This is a genomic window from Elusimicrobiota bacterium, assembly GCA_016182905.1.
In the GTDB taxonomy this organism is placed as follows: domain Bacteria; phylum Elusimicrobiota; class Elusimicrobia; order UBA1565; family UBA9628; genus GWA2-66-18.
Window position 1 is genome coordinate 111,329 of record JACPFR010000014.1, and the last position, 11,771, is coordinate 123,099.

Below are 11,771 nucleotides of genomic sequence, written 5' to 3' on the forward strand. Positions count from 1 at the left end.
CCCCCGAGAGGGGGCGACGGTCCCGTCGCTTTTTAGTCCCAAGCCTATTTCGAAGATCCGCACGGGAGAATACGCGTGAAACAGATCAAGTTCGGCAAGATTCCGGAAGCGATGGCCATGCCTGACCTCCTGGAAATGCAGACGAATTCGTTCCGTGATTTCATGCAGGAAGGCGTCGAGCCCGAGGACCGCAAGCTCCTCGGTCTGCAGGCCGCGTTCCTCGACGTTTTCCCGATCGAGTCGACCGACGGATCGATGGTCCTCGATTTCGTGCGCTACGAGTTCGCGCCGCCGCGCTTCGCGACCGCGCTCGAGGCCCAGAACCACGACTCCTCCTGGACCCGCCCGCTCAAGGCGATCCTCCGCCTCTCGTCGCGCCAGCCCTCCGGCAAGCTCAAGCAGATCGTCGAGCAGGAAGTCGTGGTCTGCGAAGTTCCGATCATGACGGCGACCGCGTCGTTCATCATCAACGGCGCCGAGCGCGTCGTCGTGTCGCAGCTGCACCGCTCGCCCGGCATCATCTTCGAAGAGGACGACGAGAAGAAGATCTCCGCTCTCGGCAAGAAGCTCTTCCTCGCGAAGATCATCCCGTACCGCGGCGCTTGGATCGAGTTCGAATTCGACCTCAACAACGTCCTGTTCGTGCGCATCGACCGCAAGAAGAAGTTCGAGGCGACCAGCTTCCTTCGCGCCTGCGGCATCGAGTCCGACGCGGACATCCTGAAGATCTTCTACCCGTACGAGACGCTCGAGGTCGGTCCCGCGACGATGGAGTCGCTGCTCCATCGCATCTCCTGCGAGGACGTCGTCGACCAGTCCACCGGCGAGGTCCTCCTCGAGGCCGGCAAGAAGGTCACGCACGAGTCCATCAAGCGCATGCTCGACAAGAAGGTCGCGAGCATCAAGGTCCTCACCGGCGACCCCGAGAAGGACGAGCCGACCATCATCGAGACCCTGCGCAAGGACAAGATCAAGTCCATCAAGGAAGCCCAGCAGGATATCTATAAAAAGTTGCGCGGCCAGGAGTTCATCGTCCCCGGGCAGGCCGAGGCCTATCTCGACAACCTGATCTTCAAGAACCTGCGCAAGTACGACCTCTCGAAGGTCGGCCGGCATAAGGTCGCCGTCAAGCTGCACCACTACCTCTGGAAGCTCGCGACGCGCCGCGACGTGACGCCCCGTCCCGACAACCGCAAGCACAAGCACTTCGCGCTGCCCGCGTTCACGCGACGCACGCTCTGCCTCGAGGACGTCATCGCGACGATGCAGCACATCATCGCCCTCAACAGCGGCGTCACGCATCTGGCCGACGGCGCGCCAAAGACGACCGCGATGCCGACCCGCGGGGCCCAGTACGAAGGCCTCGGCGAGTACAAGGCCTACTTCGCGGACTACGCGAAAAAGGCGAACGGCGAGTCGCTCGGCCAGGTCGCGCTCATCGACCTTCACGAGAAGGACGGCGACGACGACATGGACGTGACGAAGCAGGGCCTGAAGAAGGACCGCTTCTCGTTCACCGACTTCTCCGGCGCCTTCACGCAGTGGAGGGCCGCGGTCCCCAACCTCCTCGACCGCAACTTCCCGGTCAAACTCGACGACATCGACCATCTCGGCAACCGCCGCGTCCGCGGCGTCGGCGAGCTGCTCGAGAACCAGATCCGCGTGGGCCTGGCGCAGATGTCCCGCGTGATCCGCGACCGCATGTCCGTCCAGGACAAGTCGCTGCTGACGCCCCGCAACCTCCTGAACACGGCGCCGCTCGTCGGCATCATCCGGAAGTTCTTCGGAACGTCGCAGCTGTCGCAGTTCATGGACCAGATCAACCCGCTGTCGGAGATCACCCACAAGCGCCGCCTGTCGGCGCTCGGACCGGGCGGTCTTAACCGCAAGCGCGCCGGCTTCGAAGTGCGCGACGTCCACTACACGCACTACGGCCGCATCTGCCCCATCGAGACGCCCGAAGGTCCGAACATCGGCCTGATCACCTCGCTCGCGTCCTACGCGAAGATCAACGAGTTCGGCCTCATCGAGTCTCCCTACCGCAAGGTCTCCAAGGGCAAGACGACCGGCGACGTCGACTATCTGAACGCCGACGCCGAGAGCGGCATGATCGTCGCCCAGGCGAACACGCCCCTCGACAAGGACAAGATCGCCACCGACACCGTCTCCTCGCGCTCGCGCGGCGACTTCCCGGTGGTGGACCCGTCCCGCGTCGACTACATGGACATCTCGCCGATGCAGGTCATCTCGGTTTCCGCCGCGCTCGTCCCGTTCCTCGAGCACGACGACGCCAACCGCGCCCTGATGGGCGCCAACATGATGCGCCAGGCCGTCCCTCTCCTGATCCCCGAGCCGCCGCTGGTGGCGACGGGCATGGAGGAGACGGTCGCCCGCGACTCCGGCGCCTGCGTGACGGCGAAACGGCCGGGTCGAGTGATCTACTCCTCCGGCGACCTCATCGCGGTCGCCGCGGACAACGTGAAGGGCAAGGAAGAGGCGATGGACCTCTACACCCTCCGCAAGTACACGCGCTCCAACCAGGACACGTGCATCAACCAGACCACGACCGCCGAGACCGGCGCGCAGATCAAGGCCGGCGACGCGCTCGCGGACGGCTCCGCGTGCGCCCAGGGCCAGCTCGCGCTGGGACGGAACCTTCTCGTGGCCTTCATGCCGTGGGAGGGCTACAACTACGAGGACGCCATTCTCTTGTCGGAACGGCTCGTCAAAGAGGACGTCTTCACGTCGATCCACGTGTCCGAGTTCGAAGTGGAAGCGCGCGACACCAAGCTCGGACCGGAAGAGATCACCCGCGACATCCCGAACGTCGGCACCGAGGCCCTCGAGTCGCTCGACGAGACCGGCGTCGTCATCCCCTCGACCGTCGTCCGCCAGGGCGACGTGCTCGTGGGCAAGGTCACCCCGAAGGGCGAGCAGCAGCTCACCCCGGAAGAAAGACTGCTCAAGGTCATCTTCGGCAAGAAGGCCGAGGACGTGCAGGACGCCTCGCTGCGCGTTCCCCCCGGCGTGACCGGCAAGGTCATCGCCACCCGCGTGTTCGTGCGCCGCGAGAAGCTGGCGAAGGGCGAGGAGCGCAAGCGCCTCGACGCGATCCAGGAGAAGCTGGACGCCGACCTCGCGACCCTCAAGCAGCATCGCAAGGAGTCCTTCGAGGCGCTCGAGACGGTTTCCGCCTCCAAGCGCAAGGACGAGAAGGAGCGCCTCGAGCTCTTCTACGAGGCGATGGACGAGAAGCTCCGCGCCGACGCCGCCCGCGAGAAGGAGAACGTCAAGCAGGGCGACGACCTCGCGGTCACCGTCAACAAGGTGGTCAAGGTCTACCTCGCCTCCCGCCGCAAGGTCCAGGTCGGCGACAAGCTCGCCGGCCGCCACGGCAACAAGGGCATCGTCGCCAAGATCCTGCCGGAAGAGGATATGCCCTTCCTGCCGGACGGCACGCCGCTCGACGTCGTGCTCTCGCCGCTGGGCGTCCCGTCGCGCATGAACGTCGGTCAGCTGCTCGAGACGATGCTCGGCTGGGCGGGTCACACGCTCGGCGTGCAGACGATCAACCCGGTCTTCGACTCGGCCACCGAGGAGGAGATCCACGACGTGGTCCGCCAGGCGAAGAAGCACCTGCGCGACCAGGGCGTCCCCGAGAAGTATCTCCCGAGCGACGACTGCCGCATCACGCTCTACGACGGCCGCACGGGCGAGGCCTTCCACGAGAAGGTCTCCATCGGCTACATGTACATCCTCAAGCTGAACCACCTCGTCGAGGACAAGATCCACGCGCGCTCGACGGGACCTTACAGCCTCATCACGCGCCAGCCGCTCGGCGGCAAGGCGCAGTTCGGCGGCCAGCGCTTCGGCGAGATGGAAGTCTGGGCGATCGAGGGCTACGGCGCGGCGTACATGCTTCAGGAGCTCCTGACCGTCAAGTCCGACGATGTCCAGGGCCGCACGAAGATGTACGAGGCGATCATCAAGGGAGAAGCGCCCTCCCGTCCCGGCGTCCCGGAATCCTTCAAGGTTCTCGTGAAGGAACTCCAGGCGCTCGGTCTCAGCGTTGAACTTCTGAAGCTTGGCGCCAACGGCGCGGCCGAAGGGAAGGCGTCGAAGGAAGACGAGAAAGAAACGGCGGCGAGGAAATAACCCATGGCTTTCATCGCGACCCAGGATAAGAAAATCTCGCTCGGCGGGAAGAAAAAGAAGAAGTCCGATTCGCTCGACTTCTTCGATTTCGACTCGATCCGCCTCTCGATCGCCTCTCCGGAGCAGATCACGAACTGGTCCTACGGCGAGGTCAAGAAGCCGGAGACGATCAACTACCGCACGCTCAAGCCCGAGCGCGACGGTCTTTTCTGCGAGCGCATCTTCGGACCGGCTCGCGATTTCGAATGCGCCTGCGGCAAGTACCGCTGGGTGAAGTTCAAGGGCATCGTCTGCGACCGCTGCGGCGTCGAGGTGACGGAGTCCAAGGTGCGCCGCGAGCGCATGGGCCACATCGAGCTCGCCGTGCCCGTCGCCCATGTATGGTTTCTTAAGAAAACGCCGTCGCGCGTCGGGATCATCCTCGACATGAAGACCTCCGATCTCGAGCGCGTGGTGTACTACGCCCAGTACATCGTCCTCGAGGACCTCGTCGACACGTCGGGCCGCACCGTGTACAAGACCGGCGACCTGCTCAACGAGGACGAGGTCCGCAAGGCCAAGACCGAGTTCCGCTCGAAGCTCAAGGTCGACATCGGCGCGGGCGCCATCCACACCCTTCTCTCCAAGGTCAAGCCGAAGGAGGAGTCCGAGCGCATCAACGCGACCCTCGAGACCGTCACCTCCGACGCGGAGCGCACCAAGCTCATCCGCCGCCTGCGCATCCTGCAGGGCTTCATCAAGTCCGGCAACGAGCCGCAGTGGATGATCCTCACCACGCTCCCCGTGATCCCGCCCGAGCTCCGCCCGCTCGTGCCCCTCGAGGGCGGCCGCTTCGCCACCTCGGACCTCAATGACCTCTACCGGCGCATCATCAACCGCAACAACCGCCTCAAGCACATCGAGGCGCTGCGCGCGCCCGAGGTCATGATCTTTAACGAGAAGCGCCTGCTGCAGGAAGCCGTCGACGCCCTGTTCGAGAACGGCGCCCGCGGCCGCGTGGTCGTCGGCGCCGGCAACCGCCCGCTCAAGTCCCTGTCCGACATCCTCAAGGGCAAGCAGGGCCGCTTCCGCCAGAACCTGCTCGGCAAGCGCGTGGACTATTCCGGCCGCTCGGTGATCGTCGTCGGCCCGAACCTCAAGCTCAACCAGTGCGGTCTTCCCAAGGAGATGGCGCTCGAGCTGTTCCGCCCGTTCATCATCCGCGAGCTGATGAAGACCGAGAGCCTCACGCTCAAGGCCGCCAAGCGCATGTTCGAGAAGGTCCGCCCCGAGATCTGGGACATCCTGGAGTTCGTGACGAAGAACCACCCCGTCCTGCTCAACCGCGCTCCCACGCTCCACCGCCTCGGCATCCAGGCGTTCGAGCCCGTCCTGATCGAGGGCAAGGCCATCCAGCTCCATCCGCTGACCTGCGCGGCGTTCAACGCCGACTTCGACGGCGACCAGATGGCCGTCCACGTGCCGCTGTCCCAGGAAGCCCAGCTCGAGGCGAAGCTCCTGATGATGGCGTCCAACAACATCATGTCGCCCGCGTCCGGCAAGCCGATCGCGATCCCGTCGCACGACATGGTCCTCGGCCTGGCGTACCTGACCAAGGACAAGACCGGCGAGAAGGGCGAGGGCATGGTGTTCGCCGACGCCGGCGAAGTCGTGACCGCGTACCAGAACCGCAAGGTCGACCTGCACGCGCGCATCAAGCTCCTCGGCCTCAACCAGATCGTCGAGGAAGGCCTGGCGAAGGAGGAGCGCGGCAACCCGAAGTCGTGGAAGGACTGCACGACCGTGGGCCGCGTCCTCTTCAACGAGATCATCCCGCTGGAGCTGCGCTACATCAACAAGCCCCAGAACAAGAAGGACCTCTCCGGTCTCGTCGAGAAGTGCTACAAGGAGCTCGGTCACTACCGCACGGTGCAGCTCCTCGACGACCTCAAGAACATGGGGTACCACTACGCGACCGCCGCCGGCCTCTCCATCTCGGTCTCGGACATGCACATCCCGAAGATCAAGAAGGAAGAGATCGCCGAGGCCCGCAAGAAGGTCCGCACGATCGAGCAGCAGGCCAAGAACGGCGTCATCACCGAGTCCGAGCGCTACAACAAGAACATCGACATCTGGACGCACGTCACCGAGCGCATCTCGGACGTCATGTTCGACTCGATGAAGGCCGACGAGCACAAGACGTTCAAGACCGGCGAGTCCCGCTTCAACTCGGTCTTCCTCATGGCCGACTCCGGCGCGCGCGGCTCCCGCCAGCAGGTCCGTCAGCTGGCCGGCATGCGCGGTCTGATGGCCAAGCCGCAGAAGAAATTGACCGGCGGCGTCGGCGAGATTATTGAACAGCCCATTGTTTCTAATTTCCGCGAGGGCCTCACCGTCCTCGAGTACTTCATCTCCACCCACGGCGGCCGCAAGGGTCTGGCCGACACCGCGCTCAAGACCGCGGACGCCGGCTACCTGACCCGCCGCCTCGTCGACGCCGCGCACGACCTCGTCATCACCGAGGACGACTGCGGCACGATCAACGGCATCCGCCTCGGCAACCTCACGGCCGGCGACGAGATCATCGAGCCTCTCGATGAGCGTCTCCTCGGCCGCGTCGTGCTCGAGGACGTCGTCGTCACCGTCACCGAGGGCAAGAAGTCCGTCGAGAAGACGATCGTCGAAGCCGGCGAGTTCGTCAACGCCGAGGCCCAGGCCGAGATCAAGGCCGCCGGCCTCGAGATGGTCCGCGCCCGCTCGGTGCTGACCTGCGAAGCCCGCCAGGGCGTCTGCGCGAAGTGCTACGGCATGAACAACGCCAACGGTCGCATGGTCGAGGTCGGCGAGGCCGTCGGCATCATCGCCGCGCAGTCGATCGGCGAGCCCGGCACCCAGCTGACTCTGCGCACCTTCCACATCGGCGGCGCGGCGTCCCGCGTCACCAAGCGCTCGAACGCTCTGTCCGTCAAGGGCGGCTTGGTCGAGTTCAAGAGCGTGCGCACGATCAAGAACCAGGACGGCCACACCGTCGTGGTCTCGCGCGCCGGCATGGCGCTCGTCACCGACAAGGCGTCGGGAGCCACCGAGGAGTTCAAGCTGCCCTACGGCGCCCGCCTCAAGGTCGCCGACGGCGACAAGGCCGCTCCCGGCGGGCTGCTCGCCGAGTGGGACCCCTACACGATGCCGATCGTCTCCGAGCACGAAGGCGCGGTCGTCCTCAAGGACGTCCGCGAAGGCGTGTCCCTGCGCACCGACCTCAACAAGATCACCGGCATCGTCGAGCGCCGCATCATCGAGCAGGAAGCCCGCCGTGGTGAAAGAGGCGCCGGAGCCGCGAAGCGTCTGAACCCCCGCGTCGTCGTCGAGAAGGGCGGCAAGGAAGTCGCCGTGTTCCCGCTGCCGACCGACACCATCCTGCTCGTGGCCGAGGAGCAGGCCGTGCACGTCGGCGACATCATGGCCAAGATCCCTCAGGAGATCACGAAGTCCAAGGACATCACCGGCGGCCTGCCGCGCGTGTCCGAGCTCTTCGAGGCCCGCAAGCCCAAGAACCCCGCCATCATCTCCGAGATCGAAGGCGTCGTCGGCCTCGGCATCGGCGCGAAGGGCCTCGTCCAGGTCTCCGTGCGCAACGAGGAGACGGACATGGTCCGCGAGTACCTCATCGCGCAGGGCAAGCACCTGGTCGTGTATGAAGGCGACCGCGTCGGCGTCGGCGAGGCCCTCACCGACGGCGCGATCAACCCCCACGACGTCCTTCACGTCAAGGGCATCAAGGAAGTCCAGGAATTCCTCGTCAACGCGATCCAGGAAGTCTACCGCCTGCAGGGCGTGACGGTCTCCGACCGCCACATCGAGTGCATCGTCCGTCAGATGCTGCAGAACGTCAAGGTGGACAGCGCCGGCGACACCTCGTTCTTGAAGGGCGAGATCGTCAACCGCTTCGTCTTCGCCGCGGAGAACCGCGAGACGAAGGAGAAGGGGGGCAAGGAAGCCCAGGCCGAGCCCGTGCTCCTCGGCATCACCAAGGCTTCGCTGGCGTCGAGCTCGTTCATCTCGGCGGCGAGCTTCCAGGAGACGACGCGCGTCCTCACGCAGGCCGCGACGACGTCGCAGATCGACTACCTCAAGGGATTGAAGGAAAACGTCATCATCGGCCACATGATCCCGGCCGGCACGGGCCTCCAGGCCCGCGAAAAACTCATCGAACTCGCCGCGCAGGCCGCGCTGGCGACGCAGTCTTAAGGAGATACAGAGTCATGCCCACGATCAGTCAGCTCATCCGCCTCGGACGCACGAAGAAGCGCACGCGGCCCAAGGCTCCCGCGCTGGAGTCCTGCCCGCAGAAGCGCGGCGTCTGCACCTTGGTGAAGACCACGACCCCGAAGAAGCCCAACTCGGCCCTGCGCAAGATCGCGCGCATCAAGCTGACCAACGGCGTCGAGGTCACCGGCTACATCCCCGGCGTCGGCCACAACCTTCAGGAGCACTCGATCGTCATGATCCGCGGCGGCCGCGTCAAGGACCTCCCCGGCGTGCGCTACCACATCCTGCGCGGCGTCCTCGACGCCTCCGGCGTCGACGGCCGCAAGCAGGGCCGTTCTCTGTACGGGGCCAAGCGCCCCAAGAAAGAAGCGCCCAAGTAAAATTTAGAGAGGATATAGAACATGCCCCGCAAAGGACTTCGCCCCCGTGACCGCCGCCCTCCGCCTCCCGCGGACTACCGCTATAAGTCGGTGCTCGTCTCGCGCCTGATCAACAAGCTCGACCACGCCGGCCGCAAGGCCCAGGCCGAGCGCGTCATGTACGACGCCCTGGAGATCGTGGCCGAGAAGACGAAGGAGCCCGCGCTCGACGTCTTCACCCGCGCCATCGAGAACATCCGCCCGCTCCTCGAGGTCAAGGCCCGCCGCGTCGGCGGCGCCACCTACCAGGTGCCGATCGAGGTCTCGGTGACCCGCTCCTCCACGCTCGCGATGCGCTGGATGCTCGACGCGGCCCGCGCCAAGTCCGGCAAGCCGATGGCCGAGCGCCTCGCCGAGGAGATCCTCGCGGCGAACAAGAAGGAAGGCATCGCCTTCAAGAAGCGCGAGGACACCCACAAGATGGCCGAAGCCAACCGCGCTTTCGCCCATTACCGCTGGTAGAAAAAAACGAACAAATGAACCACAAAGACACGAAGACACAAAGAGGAGAGGGCAACGGCAAAGCGGTTGCCGTTAACCTTCCCTTCCGTTCTTTGTGCCTTAGTGTCTTTGTGGTTAATTCGTTCAAAAATAACAGGTAAATTTAAATGCCCAGAGAAACAGCGCTCGACAAAGTCCGCAACATCGGCATCATCGCCCACATCGACGCCGGCAAGACCACCACGACCGAGCGCATCCTCTATTACACCGGCCGCATCCACAAGATCGGCGAGGTGCACGACGGCGCGACGACGACCGACTGGATGCCTCAGGAGCGCGAGCGCGGCATCACTATCACCGCGGCCGCGACCTTCTGCAAGTGGAAGCATCTCGAGAACGAGTTCACGATCAACATCATCGACACCCCCGGCCACGTCGACTTCACGGCCGAGGTCGAGCGCTCGCTGCGCGTGCTCGACGGCGCGGTCGTCTGCTTCGACGGCGTGCAGGGCGTCGAGCCCCAGTCCGAGACGGTCTGGCGGCAGGCCGACAAGTACCACGTGCCCCGCGTCGTCTACGTCAACAAGATGGACCGCATGGGCGCGGACTTCTACATGTCGTACAACTCGATCATCAAGATGCTGGGCGCCAACGCGGTGCCGATCCAGCTTCCGATCGGCTCGGAAGCCGCCTTCGCCGGCCTCATCGACCTCATCAAGATGAAGGCCCTGATCTGGAAGGGCGAGGAGCTCGGCGCGGCGTGGGACGAGGTCGAGATCCCGGCCGACATGAAGGAGCAGGCCGAGAAGTACCACGCCACCATGGTGGAGAAGATCGTCGAGTTCGACGACGCCATGATGGAGCGCTACCTCAACGGCGAGACCAATTTCAGCCAGGAAGACCTGAAGAAGACCCTGCGCAAGGGCGTCCTGCAGTGCAAGATCTTCCCCGTGCTCTGCGCCTCCTCTTATAAGAACAAGGGCGTCCAGCCCATGCTCGACGCGGTGTGCGAGTTCCTGCCCTCCCCGCTCGACGTGCCTCCCACCCAGGGCCATGACATCTTCGACCTCGAGAAGGTCGTGGAGCGCAAGCCCGACGACAAGGAGCCTTTCTCGGCGCTGATGTTCAAGATCCAGACCGACCCCTTCGTCGGCAAGCTGATCTTCTTCCGCGTCTACTCCGGGACCCTCAAGGCCGGCGACACCGTGATGTTCGGCAACAACCGCAACACGGAGCGCATCGGCCGCATCCTGCGCATGCACGCCAACCAGCGCGAGGAGATCAAGGAGATCTACGCCGGCGACATCGGCGCCACGGTGGCGCTGAAGAACGGCCGGGTCGGCTACACGATGTGCGATGTGGACAAGCCGGTTCTTCTAGAGCAGATCACCTTCCCCGAGCCCGTCATCTCGGTCGCCATCGAGCCCAAGACGAAGGCCGACGAAGAGAAGATGGCCAACGCGATGTCCCGCCTCGGCGAAGAGGACCAGACCTTCCGCATCAAGACCGACGTCGAGACCGGCCAGACGATCATCTCCGGCATGGGCGAGCTCCACCTCGACATCATCGTGGACCGCATGAAGCGCGAGTTCAAGGTCGAGGCGAACGTCGGCGAGCCTCAGGTCGCGTACCGCGAGACGATCCGCAAGCCCGTCACGGAAGAGGCGAAGTTCATCCGCCAGTCCGGCGGCCGCGGCCAGTACGGCCACTGCATCATCAAGATCGAGCCGCAGACGATGAACAAGGGCTTCGAGTTCGTCAACGACGTCAAGCAGGGCCGCATCCCGCGCGAGTTCATCCCCGCGGTCGAGAAGGGCGTGCGCGAGGCTCTGGACGGCGGCGCGTTGGCCGGCTTCCCGATCGTCGACATCAAGGTCACCTTGCTCGACGGCTCCTACCACGACGTCGACTCGAACGAGATGGCGTTCAAGATCTGCGGCGCCATGGCGCTGCGCTCGGGCTGCCAGAAGGCGTCCCCGACGATCCTCGAGCCGATCATGAAGTGCGAGGCGACGACCCCGGAGCAGTACGCGGGCGACGTCATCGGCGACTTGAACAGCCGCCGCGCTAAGATCTCGGAGATGGGCGACCGTGGACACTTGAAGTTCGTCAAGTGCACCGTGCCGCTGTCGGAGATGTTCGGCTACGCCACCGTCGTTCGCTCCATCTCGCAGGGCCGCGCCTCCTTCACGATGGAGCCGAGCCACTACGAGGAAGTCCCCAACAACGTCCTGAAGGGCATCGTCGAGAAGCACAACGCCGCCATCGCCTCCGGCGAGAAGACTACTAGGTGATATAGGAATTTCCAAAAATCACCTGTGCCGGGCCCGAAGGGTCCCGGCCCCGTAAAAATATAAGGAGAATTGAGATCATGTCCAAGGCTAAATTCGAGCGCACCAAGCCGCACGTCAACATCGGCACCATCGGGCACGTCGACCATGGCAAGACCACTTTGACGGCCGCGATCACCAGCTATCTCTCGAAGAAAGGCCTGGCGCAGGCGAAGCGCTA

The 11,771-nt window shown here is 64.5% G+C and carries 6 protein-coding genes; all 6 read left to right on the forward strand.

Features of this window, described 5'->3' with window-relative positions:
* Positions 1-111 precede the first annotated feature (111 nt).
* On the forward strand, positions 112-4,155 hold the full coding sequence (rpoB, locus tag HYV14_05900; GenBank protein ID MBI2385528.1) for a DNA-directed RNA polymerase subunit beta: 4,044 nt from the start codon (positions 112-114) through the stop codon (positions 4,153-4,155).
* Between the two features lie 3 nt (positions 4,156-4,158).
* Positions 4,159-8,379, forward strand: a complete 4,221-nt coding sequence (gene rpoC / locus HYV14_05905; protein ID MBI2385529.1) for a DNA-directed RNA polymerase subunit beta' — start codon at positions 4,159-4,161, stop codon at positions 8,377-8,379.
* A gap of 14 nt (positions 8,380-8,393) precedes the next feature.
* Positions 8,394-8,780 carry a 30S ribosomal protein S12 gene (locus HYV14_05910; protein ID MBI2385530.1) on the forward strand — a complete coding sequence of 129 codons (387 nt, stop codon included), beginning with the start codon at positions 8,394-8,396 and terminating at the stop codon, positions 8,778-8,780.
* A gap of 21 nt (positions 8,781-8,801) precedes the next feature.
* Complete coding sequence (gene rpsG, locus HYV14_05915; protein ID MBI2385531.1) at positions 8,802-9,281, forward strand: 30S ribosomal protein S7; 480 nt, start codon at positions 8,802-8,804, stop codon at positions 9,279-9,281.
* A gap of 146 nt (positions 9,282-9,427) precedes the next feature.
* Entirely contained in the window at positions 9,428-11,554 is a 2,127-nt protein-coding gene (gene fusA / locus HYV14_05920) for an elongation factor G (GenBank protein ID MBI2385532.1), read from the forward strand.
* A gap of 77 nt (positions 11,555-11,631) precedes the next feature.
* A partial coding sequence (gene tuf, locus HYV14_05925; GenBank protein MBI2385533.1) for an elongation factor Tu occupies positions 11,632-11,771 on the forward strand: 140 nt, incomplete at its 3' end.

Coding starts and splice junctions, on each gene's coding strand:
- rpoB (MBI2385528.1), top strand. CDS start 112: ATGGCCATGCCTGACCTCCTGGAAATGCAGACGAATTCGTTCCGTGAT.
- rpoC (MBI2385529.1), top strand. CDS start 4,159: ATGGCTTTCATCGCGACCCAGGATAAGAAAATCTCGCTCGGCGGGAAG.
- HYV14_05910 (MBI2385530.1), top strand. CDS start 8,394: ATGCCCACGATCAGTCAGCTCATCCGCCTCGGACGCACGAAGAAGCGC.
- rpsG (MBI2385531.1), top strand. CDS start 8,802: ATGCCCCGCAAAGGACTTCGCCCCCGTGACCGCCGCCCTCCGCCTCCC.
- fusA (MBI2385532.1), top strand. CDS start 9,428: ATGCCCAGAGAAACAGCGCTCGACAAAGTCCGCAACATCGGCATCATC.